The organism is Micromonospora sonchi (genome assembly GCF_014646235.1).
GTDB classification, from domain to species: domain Bacteria; phylum Actinomycetota; class Actinomycetes; order Mycobacteriales; family Micromonosporaceae; genus Micromonospora; species Micromonospora sonchi.
In genome coordinates, this window is sequence record NZ_BMNB01000031.1 from 1 (window position 1) to 22,459 (window position 22,459).

Annotated in this window: 26 protein-coding genes and 1 pseudogene; 8 read left to right on the top strand and 19 right to left on the bottom strand. The window is 71.4% G+C overall.

All coding sequences use genetic code 11. The features are described from left to right. From IEY61_RS31495 to IEY61_RS25120, 3 genes and pseudogenes are all read right to left on the bottom strand, one after another. Window positions 1-265: pseudogene (locus tag IEY61_RS31495) on the bottom strand (hypothetical protein); the annotation flags it as partial. Then, on the bottom strand, window positions 262-579 hold the full coding sequence (locus tag IEY61_RS25115) for a transposase (protein ID WP_189048569.1): 318 nt from the start codon (window positions 577-579) through the stop codon (window positions 262-264). The gene IEY61_RS25115 and the pseudogene IEY61_RS31495, both read right to left, overlap by 4 nt. Window positions 580-914: 335 nt before the next feature. Then, entirely contained in the window at window positions 915-1,592 is a 678-nt protein-coding gene (locus IEY61_RS25120) for a hypothetical protein (protein WP_189048571.1), read from the bottom strand. A gap of 122 nt (window positions 1,593-1,714) precedes the next feature. Here IEY61_RS25120 and IEY61_RS25125 point away from each other — a divergent pair, with 122 nt between their 5' ends. Continuing rightward, window positions 1,715-2,242 (top strand): DinB family protein, encoded by a 528-nt coding sequence (locus IEY61_RS25125; protein ID WP_189048573.1) that lies wholly within the window; start codon window positions 1,715-1,717, stop codon window positions 2,240-2,242. A gap of 48 nt (window positions 2,243-2,290) precedes the next feature. On the opposite strand, the gene IEY61_RS25130 is transcribed toward IEY61_RS25125, so the two are convergent. The 11 genes from IEY61_RS25130 to IEY61_RS25180 form a co-directional block, all read right to left on the bottom strand. Beyond that, window positions 2,291-2,761: an SRPBCC family protein gene (locus IEY61_RS25130; RefSeq protein WP_229706429.1), complete on the bottom strand. Its 471-nt coding sequence runs from the start codon at window positions 2,759-2,761 to the stop codon at window positions 2,291-2,293. 118 nt (window positions 2,762-2,879) lie between these two features. After that, window positions 2,880-3,866, bottom strand: a complete 987-nt coding sequence (locus IEY61_RS25135; RefSeq protein ID WP_189048576.1) for an LLM class flavin-dependent oxidoreductase — start codon at window positions 3,864-3,866, stop codon at window positions 2,880-2,882. Continuing rightward, window positions 3,863-4,195 carry a TIGR04076 family protein gene (locus IEY61_RS25140; RefSeq protein ID WP_189048578.1) on the bottom strand — a complete coding sequence of 111 codons (333 nt, stop codon included), beginning with the start codon at window positions 4,193-4,195 and terminating at the stop codon, window positions 3,863-3,865. Before IEY61_RS25140 ends, IEY61_RS25135 begins: the two co-directional genes overlap by 4 nt. Further along, on the bottom strand, window positions 4,192-4,566 hold the full coding sequence (locus IEY61_RS25145) for a nuclear transport factor 2 family protein (RefSeq protein WP_189048580.1): 375 nt from the start codon (window positions 4,564-4,566) through the stop codon (window positions 4,192-4,194). The genes IEY61_RS25140 and IEY61_RS25145 overlap by 4 nt, the downstream gene beginning before the upstream one ends. Before the next feature lie 5 nt (window positions 4,567-4,571). After that, window positions 4,572-6,245, bottom strand: coding sequence for a DUF885 domain-containing protein (locus IEY61_RS25150; protein ID WP_189048582.1), 1,674 nt, complete (start codon window positions 6,243-6,245; stop codon window positions 4,572-4,574). Beyond that, the gene (locus tag IEY61_RS25155) at window positions 6,242-7,480 is read right to left on the bottom strand and encodes an amidohydrolase family protein (RefSeq protein WP_189048585.1); all 1,239 of its coding nucleotides are present in this window, start codon (window positions 7,478-7,480) and stop codon (window positions 6,242-6,244) included. Before IEY61_RS25155 ends, IEY61_RS25150 begins: the two co-directional genes overlap by 4 nt. A gap of 10 nt (window positions 7,481-7,490) precedes the next feature. Further along, window positions 7,491-8,456, bottom strand: a complete 966-nt coding sequence (locus IEY61_RS25160) for an ABC transporter ATP-binding protein (protein WP_189048587.1) — start codon at window positions 8,454-8,456, stop codon at window positions 7,491-7,493. After that, the gene (locus tag IEY61_RS25165; RefSeq protein WP_189048589.1) at window positions 8,453-9,433 is read right to left on the bottom strand and encodes an ABC transporter ATP-binding protein; all 981 of its coding nucleotides are present in this window, start codon (window positions 9,431-9,433) and stop codon (window positions 8,453-8,455) included. The genes IEY61_RS25160 and IEY61_RS25165 overlap by 4 nt, the downstream gene beginning before the upstream one ends. Continuing rightward, window positions 9,433-10,350, bottom strand: a complete 918-nt coding sequence (locus IEY61_RS25170) for an ABC transporter permease (protein WP_189048591.1) — start codon at window positions 10,348-10,350, stop codon at window positions 9,433-9,435. The genes IEY61_RS25165 and IEY61_RS25170 overlap by 1 nt, the downstream gene beginning before the upstream one ends. After that, entirely contained in the window at window positions 10,347-11,438 is a 1,092-nt protein-coding gene (locus IEY61_RS25175) for an ABC transporter permease (RefSeq protein ID WP_189048593.1), read from the bottom strand. Before IEY61_RS25175 ends, IEY61_RS25170 begins: the two co-directional genes overlap by 4 nt. 10 nt (window positions 11,439-11,448) lie before the next feature. After that, a complete protein-coding gene (locus IEY61_RS25180; RefSeq protein WP_189048595.1) occupies window positions 11,449-13,056 on the bottom strand; it encodes an ABC transporter substrate-binding protein in 1,608 nt (535 codons plus the stop codon). A 274-nt stretch (window positions 13,057-13,330) separates the two neighbouring features. On the opposite strand from IEY61_RS25180, the gene IEY61_RS25185 reads away from it, so the two are divergent. The 3 genes from IEY61_RS25185 (at window position 13,331) to IEY61_RS25195 (ending at window position 16,253) form a co-directional block, all read left to right on the top strand. Then, entirely contained in the window at window positions 13,331-13,867 is a 537-nt protein-coding gene (locus tag IEY61_RS25185; protein ID WP_189048597.1) for a helix-turn-helix domain-containing protein, read from the top strand. Between the two features lie 515 nt (window positions 13,868-14,382). Next, entirely contained in the window at window positions 14,383-15,303 is a 921-nt protein-coding gene (nudC, locus tag IEY61_RS25190; protein ID WP_189048599.1) for an NAD(+) diphosphatase, read from the top strand. 122 nt (window positions 15,304-15,425) lie between these two features. Then, entirely contained in the window at window positions 15,426-16,253 is an 828-nt protein-coding gene (locus IEY61_RS25195; RefSeq protein WP_189048601.1) for a metal ABC transporter substrate-binding protein, read from the top strand. Here the strand turns inward: IEY61_RS25195 and IEY61_RS25200 are convergent. From IEY61_RS25200 to IEY61_RS25210, 3 genes are read right to left on the bottom strand one after another with little or no spacing between them, the layout of a single operon-like run. Further along, window positions 16,243-16,869, bottom strand: coding sequence for a DUF998 domain-containing protein (locus IEY61_RS25200; protein WP_189048603.1), 627 nt, complete (start codon window positions 16,867-16,869; stop codon window positions 16,243-16,245). The genes IEY61_RS25195 and IEY61_RS25200 overlap by 11 nt on opposite strands. Before the next feature lie 13 nt (window positions 16,870-16,882). Continuing rightward, on the bottom strand, window positions 16,883-17,074 hold the full coding sequence (locus tag IEY61_RS25205; RefSeq protein ID WP_189048605.1) for a DUF397 domain-containing protein: 192 nt from the start codon (window positions 17,072-17,074) through the stop codon (window positions 16,883-16,885). Beyond that, on the bottom strand, window positions 17,065-17,832 hold the full coding sequence (locus IEY61_RS25210) for a DUF5753 domain-containing protein (RefSeq protein WP_189048607.1): 768 nt from the start codon (window positions 17,830-17,832) through the stop codon (window positions 17,065-17,067). The genes IEY61_RS25205 and IEY61_RS25210 overlap by 10 nt, the downstream gene beginning before the upstream one ends. Before the next feature lie 124 nt (window positions 17,833-17,956). Here IEY61_RS25210 and IEY61_RS31500 point away from each other — a divergent pair, with 124 nt between their 5' ends. From IEY61_RS31500 to IEY61_RS25230, 4 genes are all read left to right on the top strand, one after another. Further along, window positions 17,957-18,343, top strand: a complete 387-nt coding sequence (locus IEY61_RS31500; protein WP_229706430.1) for a hypothetical protein — start codon at window positions 17,957-17,959, stop codon at window positions 18,341-18,343. Next, the gene (locus IEY61_RS25220; RefSeq protein WP_189048609.1) at window positions 18,340-18,606 is read left to right on the top strand and encodes a flavin reductase; all 267 of its coding nucleotides are present in this window, start codon (window positions 18,340-18,342) and stop codon (window positions 18,604-18,606) included. The genes IEY61_RS31500 and IEY61_RS25220 overlap by 4 nt, the downstream gene beginning before the upstream one ends. A gap of 73 nt (window positions 18,607-18,679) precedes the next feature. After that, on the top strand, window positions 18,680-19,303 hold the full coding sequence (locus IEY61_RS25225) for a DUF6518 family protein (protein WP_189048611.1): 624 nt from the start codon (window positions 18,680-18,682) through the stop codon (window positions 19,301-19,303). A 61-nt stretch (window positions 19,304-19,364) separates the two neighbouring features. After that, a complete protein-coding gene (locus IEY61_RS25230; RefSeq protein ID WP_189048614.1) occupies window positions 19,365-19,742 on the top strand; it encodes an MmcQ/YjbR family DNA-binding protein in 378 nt (125 codons plus the stop codon). A 96-nt stretch (window positions 19,743-19,838) separates the two neighbouring features. On the opposite strand, the gene IEY61_RS25235 is transcribed toward IEY61_RS25230, so the two are convergent. Next, complete coding sequence (locus IEY61_RS25235) at window positions 19,839-21,608, bottom strand: family 43 glycosylhydrolase (RefSeq protein ID WP_189048690.1); 1,770 nt, start codon at window positions 21,606-21,608, stop codon at window positions 19,839-19,841. A 313-nt stretch (window positions 21,609-21,921) separates the two neighbouring features. Next, window positions 21,922-22,308: an MmcQ/YjbR family DNA-binding protein gene (locus IEY61_RS25240; RefSeq protein ID WP_189048616.1), complete on the bottom strand. Its 387-nt coding sequence runs from the start codon at window positions 22,306-22,308 to the stop codon at window positions 21,922-21,924. Window positions 22,309-22,459: the final 151 nt, after the last annotated feature.

Genomic DNA, 22,459 nt, shown 5'->3' on the forward strand with positions numbered 1-22,459 from the left:
CTCCATCGGCTACCACCGCAGCAATGGCGAACCCAACATCGCCCGAGCTACCCGACGCGCCAACCGACGATCTACAGAACTCATCGATGCCGTAACCAGGAGTAACCCGACTACGCAATAGCCCTGGTGACCGGGCCGATGCCGGACGGGTCTTGACGGCGTAGTAGGTCGACGGTGCGATCTGCGCCGGTGTGTCTTCCAACGCCCGCAAGACCGACTGGACACCGTGCTGTTCCTTCTGCGAGTCGACGAACGCGACCCTCATCGCGACGGCCGGTCCAGTTCGGCCGCGAAGAAAGTCGCCGCGGAGCGCAGGATCTGGTTCGCCCGCCGCAGCTCACGATTCTCCCGTTCCAGGGCGGCGATGCGTTCGGCATCGCTGCTGGTCGTGCCCGGCCGATCACCGGCGTCGACCTCTGCCTTCTTCACCCAGGTCCGCAACGCCTCCGGATGAACCCCGAGCGACCCAGCGATCCGCCGGATCGCCCCGACCGCCGACGCCGGATCCCGACGAGCCTCGACCGCCAACCGGGTCGCACGCTCACGCAGCTCATCGTTGTACTTCTTCGGTGCAGGCATTGCCGGTGTTCCTCCAGGTTTCGATGTCTCCATCTAACCCGGGGCGGAACACCCCCTCAGCTCGACAAAGCACGGCCCAGGCACGACCAGGCAGCCAGCGTCCGGTACCGCGTGCGGGCAGAGCGCGCAGGCCAGGACGATGGCGACAGGCCCCGCGCCAACTCCACCACCGGCCGCCCCACCCGCCGCGCCAACTCCCGCGCTTGAGGGACAGACGTCCGGGCCGGGTCGCCTCAGCGAGAGCCGGTGGCGGGACGGTTCGGCCGCTCGCGCACCGCTCGACGTCAGCCGGGGCGGTTCGGCCGCTCGTGCCGCTCGACGTCAGCCATGACGCGTCAGCCGCCGGCGCCTTCCGCCGCCCCGTCCGCGGTCAGGGCGCCCTCCGCGCCGTCGCTGTCGAGGTGCACGTGCTGGTGGCCGTTTCCTGCATCGATGTTGATCTGGTCGAGTTGCGTCGCGGCCACCGACCACGTGGTCACCGCGAGCGCTGCCTGTCGCGTCGCCAGCGTCAGCAGCTCCGGTTGCCGGTCGGCGGGAGCGGCCACGGCCAGCGCGACCGTCTCAACGGCGACGGCGGCCAGTTCCACCGCGCTGCGCAACCCGCCGCGGGCGACGTTGGTCGCGGTCATGCCCGACGGCGGGTCGGCGAACTGCGCCGTCAACCGGCGCATGACGTCTTGCCACTGACCGACCTGAGCCGCCTCGGGCGCGCGCCCGGCTGCCGGTTCCTGCCGGACGGCAAGGAGGATCGGCCCGAGTTCCTCCCCCGTCCGGCGTGCCATGTCGGTGAGTTCGACGATCTGCTGCGCGTCGCGCCTGAGGTCCGCCTCGTGCAGCTTCGCGACGCTGGACTCGGTCGCGCTCGGTCGCCCGACGGCGTAGCCGACCAGGCCGCCGAGGAGGCCCACGACCAGCGCCGCCACGATGCCCACCGCGACGGCACGCGCCGGAGGACGTCCCGGCCGGGCCGGCGAGGTCGACAGATGAGAGGGCCGGCCGGTTCGACGGGACATGACACTCCTCGCATCGAAAGCTGTACGGCTCGGAGCCTAACCCTCACACCACAACACGTCGACACTTGCGCATGCCCCACAAAACCTTTGATCGGAACTGACGAGAGGGTGATGATCGTCCGATGTCCGCCACTCGTCGTGAGCTGCTGCGCTGGCAGTTCGAGCTGACCTGGTCGTTGTTCGAATACCACCTGGACCGGTTGCAGCCGGCACACTTTCGCTGGGAGGCCGCCGAGCATTCCTGGACGGTCCGCCCGGACCCGGCCGGCCGGTGGGTGCCGGACTGGGCCGACACCGAGCCCGATCCAGTGCCGGTTCCCACGGTCGCCTGGCTGACCTGGCACATCGGCTGGTGGTGGAGTGTCGCCACCGACCACCTCCAGGGCCGGCCGCCCCGGGAACGCACCGAGGTCCACTGGCCCGGCGACGGCGAGGCCACCATCGCCTGGCTGCGCGAGTTGCAGGCGGAGTGGCTCACCGTGCTGGACCGGCTCACCGACGTCGACCTCGACGCGGTCGCACCGTTCCCCTGGCCGCGCGACCCGCAGCACACGGTCGGACACCTGCTCGCCTGGGTCAACGCCGAGCTGATGAAGAACGTCGCCGAGATCGGCCAACTCCGGTTGCTGTACGAGGCGCGGACGGCCTGAGCCACCCCGTGCAGCGGGTCTGGGGGCCGCCAGAAGGCCGTCGCGCCGCTAGGGAGCGGCCATTCGGCGGGTGAGTTCGGCCGCCCGGTACGCCGCGACCTGACGTGCCTGCGCCGCCACGAACCGCCGCAGCGGCGCGGGCGCGAAGGCGGTGACCTGCTCCCGCACCTGGGTGCCGTCGGTCACGGCGACCAACTCCACCACCGCGCGCAGTCGCACCCGTCCCGGGCTGCGTACGTCGCTGACCAGTCGGTCGGGCCGGTGCGGGGTCAGGCGTACCCGGATCGGGTTGTCCCAGCGCAACGGACCGAACAGCCGGAACCGTTCGACGGCGAGATAGTCGACGATCTCCTGCCCCTGCGCGTCGTGGCCGGGCCGCACGTCCCGCACCGCGACGACCAGTGGCGACAGTCCGATGTAGCTGTGCGGGTCGCTCAGGTGGCGGTACACCCGCTCCGGCGACGCGGCGACGACAGCGGTGGTCTCGAAGGCGATCGGCGCCTGGCGTTCCTCGGGCACACCCCATCCTGGCACGTCCCGGACCACGGCAACCGCCGCCGATCCACGGTAGTGGCCCGGGGGGAGCGTTCCGACACCTAGAACGCTCCCCCCGGGTGGATCTCTGCTCGTCGTACGGTCACTCCCGCAGTAGCGGCAGCACCCGTTGGCCGAGCAGATCGATCCCCTGGTACGGGGTGAGGCCGTGTGGGGTGCCAAACTCCACCCGGCTTGCCCCCGCGTCGAACACGGCGGCGGCCTGCGCGGCGACCTGTTCGGGTGTGCCGGAGAAGGCGAACAGGTCGAGCAGGTCGTCGCCGATCAGCGCGCCGGCCGCGTCGTCCTCACGGCGGGCGACGTGGTCCTGGATCCGGGCGAGCAGTTCCGGATCGACCTCGACGGTGGGGTCGAGGGCGGCGACCACCGCGAGGTACATGGCCACCTCGGTCCGGGCCATCCGGCGGGCCAGCGCGCCGTCGGTGTCGACGACGGTGACCGCGCCCAGCACCACGCCGGTGCCGTGCCCGTCCGCCTCGTCCAGCCAGGCACGCATCGTCTTGGCCATGGCCGGATTCGCCGACCCGCCGACCTTGACCTCGCTGGCGAACGCGGCCGCCGCCCGGGCCGTCTGCTGCCCCCAGGTGCCGACCAGCACCGGCACGTCCGGGCGTACCGGGGTGTACCGCAGGGTGGTGCCGGGCTCAATGCTGAACTCCCGGCCCTGGAAGCCCTCGCCGTCACCGGCGAGCAGTCGCCGCACGACCTGCACCGTCTCGGCGATGCGCCGCAACGGCCGTGCCTGCGGCACCCCGACCTGTTGCAGCCAGGTGCCCCGGGCCAACCCGAGGTACGCCCGGCCGTGCGAGGCCAGGTCGAGGGCGGCTACCTGGCCGGCGACCTCGACCGGGTGCAGGGTGAACGGGTTGAGGCAGGCCGCGCCGAGGCGGATGCGGCGGGTGTGCCGGGCCGCCACCAGCAGCGGGAAGATCGGCGGCTGGTACATCAGGTCGCCGAAGACCGACAGCACGTCGAAGCCGTGCCGCTCGGCGAGCTCGGCCAACTCGGCGTACTCGTCGGCGGACTTGTCCGATTGCAGGCCGATGCCGACCAGCCGTTCTCCGTTCACGTCAACTCCTCGGTGGGGATCTGCCGGCGGCCGGTGCGCTCGATCCGCATGATCACCCGCTCGTCCGGGTCCGGGCAGGCCACGTGGCTGTCCCGGGCCATCCAGTCCCCCTCGGCCAGGGCCCGTTGCTTGGCCGGCAGCAGGGGCAGGCACGCGGCCAGCGCGTACACGCAGAAGTGCTGGCCGGCCGGGATGCTCAGCCGGCAGGATTCGGTCAGGTCGAAGTGGTCGCCCACCTTCATGCCGCACACCGAGCGACCCTCGATGCGCTCCACCACCACCCGCAGGTCGTAGACGTCGGTGGTGGGCTGCTCGCTGTGCTCGCTCATCGCACGGCCTCCGCGTGGTGGTGCACGATCCGCCAGCCGCTCTCCGCGCGGCGCAGCACGTCGGTGACCCGGAAGCAGACGTCCGGGCGGTCGTCGCCGTGGCGGGCGCGCAGCACGTACCGGACCAGGCCGGTGTCGCCCCAGGCGTCGGCGCGCAACTGCTCCGGCGCCACGGCCACCGGGGCCGGGCCCGTCGCGCCGGCGGCCCGCCGGTCACGCAGCTCGTCCAGCGCGGCCAGACCGTGAAGCAGCTGGTCGGCGTCGGACTCCCAGATGGTCAACTCGGGGTGCAGGTGGGCGTCGAAGGCACGCCGGTCGCCGAGTGATCGGTACATGTCTTCGATGGTGCTGGTGAGTTCGTCGATGCTCATCGGGGTCACTTCCGGTCGAGGGCGGGGGTGCCGGACCGCAACGTCTCGGCGAGGCGGGCGCGCAGCGGCTCCAGGCCCATCGGCCCGAGCGCCAGCGCGGTGTGGTGGAACCGTTTGCGGTCGAACCCGGCGCCGGCCCGCCGTTCGGCGTCGCGGCGGGCCTGCTGCCACAGCCGCGCCCCGACCTTGAAGGCCAGGGCCTGGGCCGGCCAGCCGAGGTAGCGGTCGACCTCGAAGCGGGCGGTCGCCGCGTCCAGGCCGGCGACGCGGGTGAGCAGGTCCACGGCGACCGCGGGCGTCCAGCGGGCAGCGTCGGTGAACCCGTTGCCGGCCGGGATCGGCAGGTCGAGGTGCAGGCCGAGGTCGATGACGACGCGGGCGGCCCGCCACATCTGGCCGTCGAGCATGCCGAGCCGTTCGGCGGGGCCGGCGTAGAGGCCGAGTTCGTCGGCGAGCCGCTCGGCGTAGTGCGCCCAGCCCTCGGCGTACCCGTGCACGTGGCAGAGGGTGCGCTGCCACGGGTGCAGGTCGGTGAGGGTGAGGGTGATGGCGTGTTGCAGGTGGTGTCCGGGCAGCCCCTCGTGGCACAACGTCCCGACGTGACGCCAGACGGGCACGGTCGACTCGCCCGGCGGCACCGACCACCAGATCCCACCGGGCCGGGTCAGCGCGGCGTCGGGTGGGGTGTAGTACATGACGCCGGACGCGGCGGGGCTGATCCGGCACTCGACGTGCCGGGTGGCCGCCGGGATGTCGAAGTGGGTGCCGTCGAGGGCGTCGGTGAGCAGGGCGGTCCGTCGGCGCAGCCACTCCTCCAGCGCCGGGCCGACCGGCACCCGGCCGGCCGGGTCCGCGTCCAGCGCCGTCCGCGCCGCCGGCACGTCCGGGTGCCCGCACTCGGCCGCCGCGGTGCGCAGCTCGGCGGCGGTACGCGCCAGCTCCGCCCAGCCGTAGGCGTACAGCTCGTCGAGGTCGACGGTGGCGCCGAGGAAGGCGCGGGAGGTGATCTCGTACAGCTCACGGCCGACACCGTCCACCTCGGACGCGGCGGGAGCCAGTTCGGTACGCAGGAAGGCGGCGAAGTTCGCGGTGGCGGCGGTGGCCAGCCGGGCGCCCTCGGCCAGCCGGGCGGCGAGCGGGCCGCTCGGGCAGCCGGCGACGAGCCGGCCGTAGAAGTCCGTGTCGCTCCAGCTCGCGCACTGCTCGGCGACGACCAGCACCTGCCGGCGGGCGACCAGTTGTCCGCGCTGCGCGGAGCGGCGCAGCGTGGCGGCGTACTGGTCGAGGGTGGTGGGTAGCCGGTGCAGGTGGGTGGCGATGTTCGCCCAGTCGTCGGGGGTCTGCCGGGGCAGGTTGTCGAAAACCTGCCGGGCCAGGTGCACCGGGGTGGCCAGCGGGGCCAGCAGGCGGGTGGTGAAGCCGGCGTCGTGCAGCGCGACCTCGCTGGTCAGCCGGTCGGCCAGGGCGCCGGCGAGCGCGCGTTCGCCCGGAGTGTGCGCGGTGGTCGTGGCGACGGCGGTCGCGGTGCCCCGGGCCAACGCGGCGCGGGCGTCGAAGCCCTCCGGTGACAGGTTCATCAGCTGCGATTCCGGCGTACGCCCGGCCGCCTCGGCGGCCTGCGGGTCGAGTTCGGCCAGCGCGGCGAGGTAGTCGTCGGCGACCCCGGTGATCCCGGTCATCGCGGTGCCCGGGTGCGCGAATGGTCGTCGCGGTAGACGACGCCGCCCTTCATGACCAGGTGCAGGCTGCGCAGCGCGGAGACCGATCGGGTCGGGTCGTCGCGCAACACCAGCAGGTCGGCGTGCTTGCCGGCCTCGATGCTGCCGAGCCGGTCGGACTGGCCGAGCCATTCGGCGGGCCGGATGGTGGCGGCCTTCAGGGCGTCCGCCACGGGCATCCCGGCGTCGACCATGAACTCCAGTTCCCGCACGGTCGCGGTGGTCTCGTCGTAGCCGGCGTGCGGCGGCATGTCACTGCCCAACGCGATCGGCACACCGTTGCGGATGGCGTGCTGGAGGCTCTCCCAGTGCCGGGGCCCGGCGGCGAGCGCCCGCTCCATCAGCCAGCCCGGCACCCCGGAGTCGCGGAAGAACTGTTCGCAGCGGCTGACCACGATGGTCGGGACGTACCAGACGCCCTTGGCCGCCATCAGCCGGGTGACCTCGTCGGTCAGCTCGTAGCCGTGCTCGACGCAGTCCAGGCCGAGTTCCACCGCCCGGCGTACCGTGTCGGCCGGGCCGGCGTGCGCGGTGACCTTGCGTCCCCAGTCGTGGGCGACCCGGATGACGGCGGCCATCTCGTCGTCGAGCAGCTGCGGGGTGTCGATCGCCTCGTACTGGCCGGCGATGCCGCCGGAGATGCACACCTTGATCAGGTCGGCGCCGGCGCGGATCTGCTCCCGGGTGATCCGCCGGAACCCGTCCGCGCCGTCGGCCTCCAGGGCATCGGCCTCCCAGCCGTGGCCCCCGGTGCAGCACAGCGCGTGCCCAGCGGTGAAGATCCGCGGCCCGTCCACGGCCCCGCCCTCGATGCCCTTGCGCAGCGCGAAGTCGGCGTAGCGGCTCTCGCCGACCAGCCGGGCGGTGGTGACGCCGGCGTGCAGGGTACGTCGGGCGGAGTCGGCCATCAGCAGCACCAGTTCGGCCAGGTTGGAGCGCTGCACCGCGTCGCCGAGGTGGCCGGGCAGGCCGAGGGAGAGGTGCACGTGCATGTTGGTCAGGCCCGGCATGACCACGTCGCCGCCGAGGTCGACCACCCGGACGTCGCCGGCCTCGGCGAGCACGTCGTCGACCGGGCCGACGGCGCGGATCATCCCGTCGGCGCCGATCCACACGCCCCGGTCGGGCTGGAGGTGGTCGTCGACGCCGTCGTAGAGGGCGAGGTTGACCAGGACCTGTTCGGTGACGGTGTGCATGTCGACGTCCTCAGTGCGCGGGCACGGCGGCCGGGGCCACAGTGGGGTCGTTGAGCCAGCAGGCAGCGCTGCGTCCGCCGAGCTGGAGGGTGGGCGGCTGGTCGCCGCAGGGGGCGAAGGCGTGCGGGCAGCGCGGCCGGAACCGGCAGCCGGTGGGGGCGTTGGCCGGGTCGGGCACCTCCCCGGCCAGGGTGCCGGGCAGCCGAGGGGTGGGGCCGATCTGCGGCACCGCGTCGATGAGCGCCCGGGTGTACGGGTGACGCGGATCGCGCCACAGCTCGCGGGTGGGCGCGGTCTCGACGATGCGGCCCAGGTACATCACGGCGGTGACATCGGCGATCTCGTGCACCAGGGCGAGGTCGTGGGAGATGAACAGCATCCCCATGTCGAGGTCCCGGACCAGCCCGACCAGCAGGTTGACCACCTGGGCCTGGGAGGAGGCGTCCAGGGCGGTGACCGGCTCGTCGGCGATGATCATCTTGGGTTGCGGGGCGAGCGCCCGGGCGATGGCCAGCCGCTGCCGCTGCCCGCCGGAGAACTGGTGCGGATAGCGGTCGGCGGCGGCGGCCGGCATGCCGACCCGGTCGAGCAGCTCGCCCACCCGGTCCCGGCGGGCCGCGCCGGTCACCGTCTCCGCCACCCCGTCGAGCAGTTGCGCGCCGATGGTGCGCCGGGGGTTCAGCGAGGCGTACGGATTCTGGAAGACCATCTGGAGGCCGATCTCCGCACCCGGTCGACGACGCCAGCCCAGTGGGGTGACCGGGCGGCCGGCGTAGCGGACCTCACCGGCGCTCGGCGCGGTGAGTCCCACCGCGGCCCGGGCCAGCGACGACTTGCCGCAGCCCGACTCGCCGACCAGGCCGACGATCTGTCCGGGCGCCACGTCCAGGCTGACCCCGGCGACCGCGCGTACCCGCCCGCGTCCCCGGAAGCGGTACTCCACCTCCACGTCCGTGATCCGCAGCAGATCCGTCATCGGGTCGCCACCTCCAGGTGCGGACGGACCACGCAGGCCACCGAGCGGTCCGCGCCGGCCGGAGCCAGGGGCGGCGGTGCGGTGCCGCAGGACGGCTGCGCGTACCCGCAGCGGGGTTGGAACGGGCAGCCCGGCGGCGCCTCCCCGGGCGCCGGCGGGCCGCCGGGGATGGGCCGCAGCGTGCCGACGGCCTGGGTGCCGTGCGGTCGGGCGCCGAGCAGCGCGGCGGTGTACGGGTGGGTGGGTGCGGTGAGCAGCGCGCCGGTCGGGCCGGTCTCCACCACCCGTCCGGCGTAGAAGATGTAGCCACGGGTGGTCAACGCGCTGAGCACCCCGAGGTCGTGGGTGATGAACGCGACGGCCAGGCCGGTCTCGGCGCGCAGCCGGTCGAGCAGGGCGAGGATGCCGGCCTGCACGGTGACGTCGAGGGCGGTGGTGGGTTCGTCGGCGATCAGCAGCCGGGGCCGGGCGGCCAGGGCGATGGCGATGGCCGCCCGCTGCCGCATGCCGCCGGAGAACTGGTGCGGATAGGCGCGCATCGCGCGTTCCGGGTCGGGGATGCGGACCTGGTCGAGCAGCTCCACCGCCCGGCGGTTCGCGGCCCGGCGGTCCATCCGCAGGTGCACCCGCATGTGTTCGGTGAGCTGGCGGCCGATGGTGAGCATCGGGTGCAGGGCGGCGGTGGAGTCCTGGAAGACCATGGCGATGCCCCCGCCCCGGACCCGCCGCCAGCCACGGTTGTCCAGGCCGAGCAGGTCGGTGCCGGCGAAGCGGGCCGAGCCGGTGACCGTCGCGCCGGGCGGGAGCAGGCCGAGCAGGGTCTGCGCGGTGAGGCTCTTGCCGCAGCCGCTCTCCCCCGCGATGCCGACCAGTTCGCCCTCGTCGACGGTGAGCGACACGTCGTGCAGGATCGGCAGCGGTCCGCGCGGGCCGGGCAGGGTGACGGCGAGGGAGTCGACGTCGAGCAGCGGTGCCATCAGCGTCCCTTCGCGTAGCGGGGGTCGAGCCGGTCGCGCAGCGCGTCGCCGAGCACGTTGAACGCCATCACGACGGTGAGGATGGCCAGGCCGGGGAAGACGCTGACCCACCACATCGACAGGTCCTGGGAGCCGAGAGCCACCATCGAGCCCCACTCGGCGGCCGGCGGGCGGGGACCCAGGCCGAGGAAGGAGAGCGCGGCGAGCAGCAGCACCGCGTTGCCGAGCTCCAGGGTGGCCAGCACGATCGCCGGCCCGATGCTGTTGGGCAGTACGTCGCGGCGCAGCGCGCGGACCGGCCCCACACCGAGCAGCCGGGCGGCGCTGAGGTAGTCGTCGCCGCGCATGCTCAGCACCGCGCTGCGGATGACCCGCGCGTACACCGGCCAGGAGACGATGACCAGGGCCAGCACGGCGTTGCGGGTGTTCGGGCCGAACGCGGCGGTCACCGCCATCGCCAGGATGATCTGGGGGAAGGCGAACACCAGGTCGGTCAGGCGCATCAGCGCCTCGTCGACGAACCGGCCGAGGTATCCGGCGATCAGCCCGAGCAGGCCGCCGACGAGCAGGGCCAGCGAGACGATGGCCAGGGCCAGCGGGATGGAGAGCCGGGCGCCGTGGATCACCCGGCTGAGGATGTCCCGGCCGAGGGAGTCGGTGCCGAACCAGTGCGTCGCCGACGGCGGAGCGTACGCCTCGGGGCTCTGCGCGAGCGGGTCGTAGGGGGCGATGAGCGGCGCGAAGAGCGCCAGCAGCAGCCAGCCGCCGAGGATGACCAGCGCCGCCACGGCGATCGGCTGGCGCCAGATCGGCCGGCCGGTCTGGCCGCCGCGCAGCCGGCCGAGCCAGCGGCGTCGGGTCAGCGCCCGCTCCACCTTCGGATCGGGAGCCACCGGGTCGGGTGCGATCATCGTCATGACAGCCGGATCCTCGGGTCGATGAGCCCGTACAGCAGGTCGACGGTCAGGTTGACCAGCGTGTAGACCAGGGCCACGAAGAGGCTGACGCCGAGGATCGACGGCAGGTCCAGCGCGGTGGCGCTGCGGTAGGCGTACTGGCCGAGGCCGGGCCAGCCGAAGATGCTCTCCACCAGCACCGTCCCGGACAGCAGCGAGGCGAAGGCCAGGCCGGAGACGGTGACCACCGGGACCAGGCCGGCGCGCAGCAGGTGTCGGCGCAGCACCACCCGGGCCGGCAGACCCTTGGCGTACGCGGCACGGATGTAGTCCTGTTGGAGCACCTCCAGCATGGCGGAACGGACGAAGCGGACCAGCAGCGCCACGGTCAGCGAGGTCAGCACCAGCACCGGCAGGGTCAGGTGCTGGGCGGCGTCCCAGGCGACGTCCCACTGGCCGGCCAGCGCGGCGTCGACCGTGTACATGCCGGTGACGGTGGGCGGTGGGCTGAACCCGGTGGAGAGCCGCCCGCCGCTGGGGGCCAGGCCGAGCTGGTAGAAGAAGACGTAGAGCACGACGAGCGAGAGCCAGAACGGCGGGGTGGAGAGGCCGAGCAGGGAACCCACCCGGACCAGCTGGTCGGTGAAGCGGCCGTTGCGCACCGCCGCGAGCATGCCGATGCCGGTGCCGATCAGCAGCGCCAGCACCATGGTGGGGATGGCCAGTTCCATGGTGGCCGGCACGTACCGCACCAGGTCGTCCAGGACCGACCGGCCGGTCTGCTGGGAGATGCCCAGGTCGCCGTGGAGCAGGTTGCCCAGATAGTGCAGGTACTGCGCCCAGAGCGGCTGGTCCAGGCCCCACTTCTCGCGGAAGGCGGCCACCGTGGCCGGGTCGTTGAGCGCCTGGTCGGAGAGGTTGGCCGTGACCGGGTCGCCGGGCACCACGTTGACCAGCCCGAACGTCACCACGGTGACGCCCAGCAGCAGCCCGGCGGTGATCGCCAGCCGCTTGGCCAGGAAGACCAGCAGCGGGTGTGCCCGGCGCGGCCGAAGCCGGGACGCGGTCGTGCTGACCGCGCCCGGCTCGCCGTCGTGGACCGTCGTCATCGGTGGCCGATTACTTCCGGCCGACCGCGGCGACGTCCACCTGCCAGCCCGCGGCGGTGTAGTCCGCGCCGGTCAGGTCGGCGGTCGCCACCACGGTGGAGGAGTTGCTGGCCAGCACGACGTACGGGGAGGACTGGTTCATCAGTCGCTGCCACTCCTGCATCGCGGTGGCCCGGGCAGCCAGGTCGAGGGTCTCGATGACCTTCTCGCCGGCGGCCACGATCGCCGGGTCGGCCCGCTCCACCGTCCAGCCGGAGCGCAGCGCGGTGGCCTGTCCGGGCGCCATGTTGTTGATCAGCGAGTCGGCGACCGGGTAGTTCAGGCTCTGCGGGGTGAAGCCCAGCGCGACCTTCCCGCCGCGCATCTCGTCCAGGAAGGTGGTCAGCGGCTGCGGGTTCAGCTCCAGGGTGATGCCGGCCTCGGCGACGTCGCCCTGCACCTTGGTGGCCACGGTGCCCAGGTCCACGCCCTTGTAGGTGATGGCCGGGTAGTTGAACTTCACCGTGGGGTTGGTCAGGTTGGCCTCCGCGAGCAGCGCCTTGGCCTTCGCCACGTCGCGGGTGGACGCCTCGCCCTCGGGCAGCGTGCCGGGGAAGGCGGGCGCGACCAGGCCGGCGCCGGGCGCGGCGCCCTGGCCGTACAGCGCGGCGACGCCCTGGTAGTCGATGGCGGCGCGCAGCGCCTGGTTGAACTTGGGGTTCGAGGCCACCGCCGACACGGTCGGGTCGGCGTTGAGGAAGAGGAAGTAGACGGTGTCCTGCACGCCGGAGGTCTGCAGGGTCTCCGGCAGACCGTCGAGGAGCTTGCCGGAGATGTCGAGCGAGATCTCGGCGGCCTCGGCGCGCTGCATGGTCAGCTTCTGGGTCTGCACGTCCATGTTGCGCAGCACCACCCGCTCGAACTGCGGCTTGTCACCCCAGTAGTTGGGGTTGGCCTCCAGCACCACCTGGGACTCCGGCTCGTACGACTTCAACACGTACGGGCCGCTGCCGATGGAATTGGTGTCGAGGTACTGCTGGGCGTTGTCGCCCTGCGCGGCGTCCTCGCCGTCCTTCGCGCCGTTCTCCCTGGCCACCTTGGCGTTGAGCACAGCGGTGGAGGGCATCGAGAGCACCACCGGGACGTTCGGGTTGGCGGTTTCGGAGGTGACCACGACCGTGCTGTCGTCGGTCTTGCTGACGCTCAGCTCGCTGACGGTGACCGCCGGGCTGCCCTTGATGTTCTTCAGCCGGTTGAGCGAGAAGACCACGTCGTCGGCGGTGAGCGGGCTGCCGTCGGAGAAGGTGACCCCCGAGCGCAGCTTGAAGGTGAACGTCTTCGCGTCCGCGGAAGCCTCGTACGACTCGGCCAGCGCGGGGACCGGCTTGCTGACGTCCGATCCCTCGAAGGTGAGCAGGGTGTCGTAGAGGGCGTGCACCGCGGTCAGGCCGGTCGCCTCGTAGACACGGCCGGGGTCGAGGGTCTTGAGCACGAACGAGGTGTTCACGGTGAGGGTGGTGGCGCCACCACCGCTCGCGTTCCCACCGCTGCCACCCGCGGTGCAGGCGGTGGTGGAGATGATGGCCAGCGTCGCCAGAGCGAGCGCTCCGGCGCGGAGCCGGCGGGGGGACACCGACATGCTGTTCCTACCTTCTATGTCGCGGGTCCGCCTGACGGATCCCGCTGCGACACCACCACCGGTCAGGCTCACGTGCCGGTGACGGGATCTCGGGTTTTCAAGAAAGCCGTCTCAGGGTTGGATGTAGCCGGACTCCGCGTTCGTCCGGTTCGTGCCTCGGCGCGGCATGTCTAGCAATACCGAACACTGCCCGCCTCTTGTTTGACCACCCTAAACAGTGCTGTATAGCTTGGTCAAACATTTCTAGCTACACTGTTATCGGATCGAGGTTTAGATGCTCGGTGACCGGCTCCGCGACCTGCGCCAGCAGCACACCTTCACGCTGCGACAGCTCGCCACAGCCGCCGACGTGTCACCCGCCCTGCTCAGCCAGATCGAGAACGGCGCCACCGATCCGAGCCTGTCCACCCTGCGCAAGCTCGCCCAGGTCTTCGACACCTCGATCGCCGAACTCTTCACCGAGCCGGAGGCACCGGCGGTGCACGTCAGCCGGGCCGGCGCCCGCAGTCTGCTCACCGCTCCCCCGGGCCAGATCACCTACGAGCGGCTCACCCCCGGCCGGGGGGACCTGGAGGTGCTCCAGGCCCGACTCGCGCCCGGCGACGCCAGCTCGGCCGAACCCTGGGCCCACCCGTCGACCGAGTGCGCCATCGTGGTCAGCGGCGAGGTGGTCGCCGAAATCGGCGGCGAGTCGTACGCTCTCGCGACCGACGAGGCGGTCACCTTCGACTCACGCCTGGCCCACCTCTACCGCAACGCCAGCGACCGGCCGGCCCACCTGATCATCGCGGTCACCCCACCCACCCCCTAACTAGCGGTAAGGAAGGGCCCCTTCTTAACGCCTCGTGTACAGGAAGGGCCCCTTCTTAACATTCAGCTCGGGTAGTCGGGCCTCTGGGCGGAGGGGACCCCGAGGTAGCAAGCAGGCACCGGCCGAGGGGAGCGCTTGATCATCACCGATCGCCGTTTCGCCGTGATGGCGGTGTCCCGAGCGATCGGACACCGCCGTACCGACGGAACGGAGTCGATCAACTGGCTGCGGAGGTCAGCGGCCGGTCGCTGAGAGAGACGCAATAGGACTGATGGTGCTGCGGCACGTCCTTGGCGTCGGCTGGCAGCGCCGTCGTCGTCGTCGGCCATGCCACGCCGGCATGGCTCCATCCTCTGCCTTGCCCGCCTCGGCCCGCCTCAGCCACATCGCCCTATTGCCGGTCGCTCTTTCTACATCCAGCTCGGTGGTCGGGCGTTGATCACCGATACGCTCCCGGGTTCTGCGCGACGGGATCCGGCCGAGGCGGCCGCACGTGGGTGGTGCACGATCGGGGTATGACGTTCGATGGGTTGGCGTACACCGGTACACCGCACGACCGGGCAGCGAGCCTGCGCACCGATCCGGGCTGGGTCGATGCGCAGCTCTGCCACGACGACACCCGGGTCGTACCGATGTGGCGCGACCGCACGCTGCTGACGGCCACCGGGCAACCGGCCGTGCTAACCGCCGGTCCGGGTCGTGCCGTGGTGGCCGCCGCCGGCCAGACCGTCCTACTGGGCCTCGACGGCACCGCGGCGACCTTCGCCGTGGACCTGAGCGAGGTCGAGGAGGCGGAGGTGCTGCGGCTCGCCGCCGCCGACACCAGCACCGACCTGCGCGCCCTGGCCGCGACGCTGTCCGGTCCGCTCGCCGCTACATTGGCGTACGCGCGGGGAATGCTGCACTGGCACCGGCACACCCGGTACTGCGGCTCGTGCGGTACGCCCACCAGCAGCGCCCACGCCGGCCACCTGCGCGTCTGCGATGGTCGGGACTGCGGCCGGCAGATCTTTCCCCGCCTGGAGCCCGCCGTCATCGTGCTGGTGGAAAGTCCCGACCCGGAGCCGCGTTGCCTGCTGGCCCGCCATCACGGCGCCGGGCCGGACCGTTTCTCGTTGCTGGCCGGGTTCGTCGAGATCGGCGAGGGCCTGGAGGGCGCCGTCCGCCGTGAGGTCGCCGAGGAGGCCGGCGTCACGGTAGACCGGGTGACCTACCGAGGTTCACAGGGCTGGCCGTTCCCCGCCGGCCTGATGGTCGGCTTCCATGCCCGGGCCGTCGACGAGACGATCGCCGTGGACGGCGCGGAGTTGCAGGAGGCACGGTGGTTCACCCGCGCCGAGGTCGTCGAACGCATCGTCACCGGTCCCGGATCCGGCCCGGTCGATTCCATCGGCGGCCGGCTCCTGCGCTCGTGGGCCGGCCTCGACGGAGCCTGAACCTCGGAATTCAGGTCAGTTTCATCGGCGGCTGGTTGCTACGCTGCTGCACCGCACCTGACCGCCGCCGGGATACCCCGGCCGGCGTCGGCTGCGATCTGTGTCGATGTCGAAGGAGCATCATGCGTTTGATCCGGGCCGCCGCACTGACCGCGGTGGTGACCCTGTCTCTGCTCGCCAGTGGATGTGGCAGCGCTGACGATCCCGCACCGACCGGCGAGGGCACCCGCTCCGCACCGGCCGGCGACAGCACCTCCTCCGCGCCGACCGCGCCGGGGCCGAAGGTGGTCGCCTCGACCAGCTGGGTCGGCGCGCTCGCCAAGGCCGCCGGTGCCAGCGAGGTCACCCTCGTCGCCCCAGCCGACGTCGAACACCCGCCGGACTACAAGCCGAAGGCCCGCGATCTCAAGGCCGCTGCCGACGCCGACTACGTCCTGTACGCCGAGACCGACGGCTTCGCGCCCCGGCTCATCAAGGCCGCCGGCGACGACAGCGAACTCATCACAGTGATCCCCGTCGAGGCCACCCCAGGGAAGATCACCACGGAGGTGACCCGGCTGGCCACCACGTTCGGCACCTCCGACGCGGCGAAGGCGTGGCTGAGTACCTTCAACGCCGAGTACACCGCCCTGTCCGCCCAGGCGAAGGCCGCCCTGCCCAACCCGGCGCCCACGGCGGTGTCGGAGTTGTTCGTCGGCTACTGGAGCTCTCTCGCCGGCATTGAGGTCACGGACGTGTACGGGCCGCAGCCGGTCACCGCGAGCGAACGGGCCGACCTGACCGCCAAGAAGCCCGACCTGGTCTTCATCAACGCCCACGTGCCGGACGCGGACCCGAAGATCCCCGGCGTCACCAAGGTCAAGCTCGTCAACTACCCCGGCAAGGATCTGGATCTGCTCGCCATGTTCCGGACCAACACCGAACGGCTGATCACCGCGCTCACCTCCTGAGCGCCCCGGTCCGTCGCGGCAGGTGCGTGGCGATCGCGCCCCGCACCTGCCGCGCCCGCCACGCGAGCACGGCCAACCAACTCCATCCGATCAGAATCGAGCCGCGTTGGACCAACCCCGCGCCTCCGTCGACAGGGTCGACCCCGCCGGCCGCGATGACGAGGACGCCGACCGCGACGCCCGTGAACCGGCAGTACCAGCGCCAGAGCCGGGTTGGTCGCCACCGGGCGGCGGTGAAGCAGGCGGCGATCAGCGCCACGAAGACGACGAGTGATACGAGGTCATGCGCGACACCGTGCCCGCTCGCCAGGTCGGACGGGACGGGATCCGAGACGAAGACGCCGGCCCCGATCAGGCTCACCGCGAAGATCCGGGTCAACCAGGCCGTCCATCGGGAGACAGTACGCCGCAGCCCGAATGAGAAAGCCGTCAGCAAGCCGCCGCTCACCACGAAGTTCGCGATCTGGAGCCACCCGCCACGGCCGATCGCGCCCTCGCTGACAAAGTCGTTGACCGGGTCATAATCGGGTTTGATCACCCCGTTGACCACGATCACCACGATGAAGAGCAGCGCGCCAACGGTGCCGCAAGCGAGAAGCTTCCTGGTCCCCGTCACCGGAACGTCGAGCTCAGGCGCGGTCGGCGATCCGGGTGACGAACGCCCGCCAGGCCGCCGGGCCGAAGGTCAACGCCGGACCGGCCGGATCCTTCGAGTCGCGGACCGCGACCACATCGGACAGATTGTCGGCCACCTCGACGCAGTTGCCGCCATTGCCGCCGCTCTTCGTGCTCTTGCGCCATCGCGCGCCAGTCACTTCCATGATGCCGTCGCTTCCTTGAGGAGATCCAGGCTCCGGCCCCGGGGAAGCGCCTCGCCACGGATGCGTTCCCATCGTCGCTCAAGGTTAGCAAGGTCGGAGGGCTGGTCCAGGATCTGCGCCTGCGCGGGCCCGTCCACATGCGCCACCCGGGTGCCGGCTGGCATGTCGGCGATGACGAAGGGGCCGTCCAGGCCGGGGTAGCTGGGTGCGTCGGCCGGCACGACGTGCAGCTGCACGCTCGGCAGTTCGGCGCAGGCGAGCAGGTGCGCGAGCTGGGCCGCCATCAGCTCCCTACTGTCGCCCACTCGTCGCCGCAGGACGCCCTCGTCCAGCACCGCGACCAGCAACGGCCCGCGCTCCCGGTGCAGGATCGCCTGCCGGTCGAGCCGGGCCGCGACCAGATCCTCCGTCGCGTCGGCCGTCAGCATCCCGCCCGACAGCGTCGCCTGCGCGTACGGCTCGGTCTGCAACAGGCCGGGCACCCAGGCCAGCTCGAAGGTGCGCAGGGTGGTGGCCTCGCGTTCGATGTCCACCCAGGGCCGGAACCAGACTGGCTCCCGGCGTCGGATCACGTCCGGCCAAAGTGCCTCGGTGTCCTGCCCGAGGAGTTCGGCGACGGTGGCGCGGTGCCGGGTCTGCGGGATGTGTCCCGGGTTCGCCCACCGGGCCACGGTTTTGGGATGGACGCCGAGCTGGTCGGCCAGGCTCTCCGCCGTGTGGCCGGCGTCGGCGAGCGCTGCAACAAATGCATGGTTCATCCCCGCTCCTCCCGAAACAAATCAACTGCCCGAAAGAACAATATCGAACGCTGTGTGATTGCCCAGCTACCCCGAGCAAAGTGATTCGTGGAATGTCATCCCTTGTCGACGAAGGAGGCTTGCTGTGGTCGTACGGAAAACCGCTAACAACGCGCCCGCGTCCCGCTGGACGCCGCCGGCGCGGTCGGCGCGGTCGGCGCGGTCGGCGCGGTCCGCCGGGGCGGCTCCGGGGCAGCGGGAGGACGGGACGCCGCTGGTCACCCCCGGCCTGTACCTGCTGACCCGGGCCGCCTCGCCGCAGTTCGGTACGCCGATCACGGTCCGGGTGATCCGGGAACGCACCGACCGTCGCACGTACCACGGCTGGACCTGGATCGAGGCGTACCAGATCAATGCCGCAGGCGATGCGATCGCCCGGCGGGAGTTGTTCGTGATGCCGGCGGGGATGCGGCCGGTGCCGCCGGCGCGTCGCGGACCGCGCAGGCCGGGAGGCGCGCGGGGTGACCGGTGAGCGGACGCTGCCGGGCGCACCTGCCGTCACGTCCCACCTGGCGCTGCCATGCCTGCGGGAACGCGTGGCCGTGCGGCGCCGCGAAGGTGAAGCTGCTCGCCGAGTACGGCAGGGACCGGATTTCCCTGCTGATCTACCTGGCGACACTTCAGGAGGAGTCGGCCGAACAGCTCGCCGAACTGGGCTACCCGGTCCGCCCGTCTACGTTGCACCACCGGTTCATCGGCTGGGTGCCGATCCGCTCCTCCCCCGACCGCCGCTGAGCACCTCGCGCTGCCGTCGCCCTCTTCCCCATGGCGGCCGCACCCTGATGCATACTAGGTATGCTCCTGCGTCATGCGATCTGAACCCGATGACCGTCGGATGGCACTCGCCGCGGTACTGGGCGGCTTCCTTCTGGGCTTCCTCGACTTCTTGTGGATCAAGTACCTGCCGTACCCGGTGGGCAACCTGGGCAACTCGAGTGCGGTCTGGGCGGTCGCGGCCTTCGCCTTCGGCTACTGGGTCCGATCGGGATGGTGGCGCGCCGCGGTCGGGGCGGCGGTCGCACTCGTCGTCGCGGTGCCCAGCTACTACGTCGCGGCGGCGCTCATCCAGGGCGACGAGTGGTCCGTACTGTGGGCGCCGACGTCGCTGCTCTGGATGTCCTTCGGCGTGCTCGCCGGGGCGCTTTTCGGTGTCGCTGGCACGTGGGCGCGCGGGCGGGGACGGCGGTCGGTGCTGGGCGTCGCGCTGCCGGGCGCGGTGCTGTTCGCCGAGGCGGGCCTGGAGGTACGCCGCATCGGTCACCCGGACTACGGGATCGATCCACTCTGGGACGCCCTACTCAAGGCCGCGCTCGGCATCCTGGTCGTGGCCCTGGCCGGCCGGACCAACCGGCAGCGGGCGCTCGCCCTGGCCACCGCCGTGCCGCTGGCCCTGGCCGGCGTCGCGGCCTTCCTGCTGGCCGGCTTCCGGTGAGCGCCCGCTGACCGGCGCAGCGGGGCCGGCGCGTGTCAGGGGGCTGCCGTACGGTAAGGCGATGACGGACATGGTGGCCACGATCCGCCGGGTGTGCCTGGGCCTGCCCGAGGTCAGCGAGCGCCTGAGCCACGGCACCCCGACCTGGTTCGTCCGGGGCAAGCGGAGCTTCGCATCGGTCTGGCCCGATGGGCACCACCAGGACGACTTCCCCCACCTCTGGTGCGCCGCGCCGCCGGGCTCGGCCGCCGAGCTGGTCGCCGCGAACCCGGAGGTCTACTTTCGGCCGCCCTACGTCGGGCATCGCGGTTGGGTCGGCGTACGCCTCGACACCGGTGTCGACGAGACCGAGCTCGCCGAGGTGATCGAGGACGGCTACCGGGCGGTGGCGCCCCGGCCGCTGGTGGCCCGGCTCGACACGGCAGCGACGCAGGACTGAGTTCAACCCGGCAGCGACGCAGGACTGAGGGCGACTGCGGGACTGAGGGCGACTGCGGGCCCGGTCGGCGGCCGGGCCCGCAGTCGGGTCAACGGGTCACTGGATGGTGACGTCGTCGAGGTAGAAGCTGTCGGTGCCCGACGCCGTCTCGACGTAGAAGCGGGCGTTGGTCAGGCTGCCGCTCCACGACACCGTCGCCGTGCCGGTGAGCTGGGTCCAGCCGTTCGCGTTCACCGTCGCCGACGGCGTCAGCTGGAGGTAGTTCGTGGTGCCGTTGGCGGTCAGCGCCAGCGTCGGTCGCATCGAGGGGGTGCCGCTCTGCGACCGTACCCAAAGGGTCGTGGTGTACGTCCGCCCGTTGGTCAGCTGCGACGTCAGGTCCTGGCTGGGGCCGTTCCACGAACCGGTGCGCCCGGTGTGCAGCAGCGACCGTGAACCGCTGCGGACCACACTGGTGTTGGCGGACAGCGTGCCGCTGCCGAAGACCGACCAGCCGGTCGTGCCGCTCTCCATGTTGCCGTTGGTCACCAGGTTTCCGCTGGTGCCGCTGCCGGCGGTGAACCGCCAGTTGTTGATGTTGAACAGGTAGCCGCTGCCGCCGGTGAAGCGCAGGTACAGATCGCGGGTGCCGGTGGCGCCGCTGACGTTGCAGGTGGTGTTCGTCCAGTTCTGCCAGCCGCCGGTGCCGGCCACCGCGCAGGTGCCGACCAGCGGACCGGTCGCGCTGTCCAGGCGCAGCTCGATGTTGCCGCCGCTGGAGCCCGAGGCCACCCGGGCGGTGAACGACGAGGCACCGGTGCCGAAGGCCACGCCCCGGACCCGGATCCAGTCGCCGTTCTCGATCCAGCCGGCGTTCACCCCGCCCTCGCTGGACGGTTCGGTCTCGATGCCGTTGGCCCAGTTGATGGTCTCGGCCTCCTGCGTGACGTACGGGTTGAGGGTGCCGATCTGGGGCGGGCCGGCGCTGGTCATGTTCATGGTCGGGATCGACCCGTCGGCGTTGTAGGAGAATCGTTCCACCGCGACCGAGCGGGTGTAGCCACTGCCGCCGGGCAACGCGCCGTTGTGGTAGAAGAAGTACGAGTTACCGGCGTAGTCGATGATCCCCGGGTGGTTGGTGAAGCTGGCGCCCTGCCGGGGCATGACCGTTCCTCGGTAGGTCCACGGCCCGGTCGGCCCGGGCGCGGTCGAGTAGCCGATGAACTCGCTGCAGCACTCCGCCGCGAAGATGTTGTAGTAGGTGCCGTTGCGCTTGTAGATCCAGGGACCTTCCTCGTACAGGGTTGGTCGGCTCGTGTTTCCGGTGCGGGTGCCGAAGCCCGCGGTGGTCAGCGGGATCTGCGTCGGGCTACCGGAGTACGAGATCATGTCCTGGTTCAGCCGGACGTACCACAGATTCGGGTTGCCCCAGTAGAGGTAGGCCTGCCCGTTGTCGTCGATGAAGGCGTGCGGGTCGATCTCGCCATTGCCGACCAGCGGCCGGCCGAGCGCGTCCCGGAACGGCCCGGTCGGGGAGTTGGAGACTCCGACGCCGATCGCCCTTGCCCCGGTCGACCGCTGACGCACCGGCACGTACCAGTAGAACTGGCCGTTGCGTTCGATGACGTGCCCGGCCCAGGCGTCCGCGTCCGCCCAGCTGAACGTGGCCAGGCTCATCGGCACGCCGTGGTCGGTCCAGTTCGACATGTCGGTGGTCGAGAAGACCCGCCATTCCCGCATGGTGAAGTACGTCGAACCGTCCTCGTCGCGGCCGGTGTAGAGGTACAGCCGACCGTTGTGCACCATCGGTGCCGGGTCGGCGGTGTAGACGTGTTGGACGACGGGGTTGTCCGCCCTGGCCGGGGCGGCGAAGAAGGTCGCCAGCATCAGGGGAATCACCGCCAGGGCGAGCAGGCGCCTGGTTCTGCCGCCGCGCGACGGCGAAGATGCGAAGTTCACAACGGGCTCCTGTGGGGGTGTGCTTCCGTCATGCAGCCGATCCGGGACGCGACCGCTGCGCGGAGCTTGATCGCGGTGCGGGCGGAACGCATTGCCAAGCGATGCAGGAGAGTGGGTGTTAGCGCCAACATCAATCGTCACAAACGGCACAAGCAAGCCGTGCGAGCAACGCTAACATGTGAGCGATAACATAGACAAGGAACCATTCGATGCTGACGAGGAAAGGCGACGGGCGGGCAGCCTAGGCGTCGACGGACCGGGCACCGCCGTCAATGCCGACGGCGAGGGTCTCGGGTGCCCGCATCCGCCACGCGTCGGTCACCAGCTCGTCGAGGCGGTCGACGTCCACCCGGGCCAGCCACAACATGACCAGGGGCAGCCCGTCGTATCCGCGGGTGGTGAAGAACTTCTCCGGCTCGCCCAGGAGCAACGCCTGTTTCTCGGCCTCGTCCCCGACGTACAGCACCGCGATGTCGGTGCGCAGGACGCGCGGCTTGCCGGGCCGGCGCTCGGGATAGGACCAGACGAAGCCCTTGTCGGCGACCCGGAAGTCGAAGCCGTCGCTGTCGATCTCCACCACGTGGGGCAGCGCCAACGCCAGGCGACGGACGTCGTCGGCGTCAGCCATCGCGACCTCCACGGGACACAGCCTGCTGCATGCCGCCAGGCTAGTGGCAGGGTCGGACATCGCCTCGCCGGCGCGGCGTCCGGGGCCGTCCAGCGGAACAGCATAGGGAAATGCCGGATTCGTCACCGGCCCGTACGCCCTAGCGTCGGGG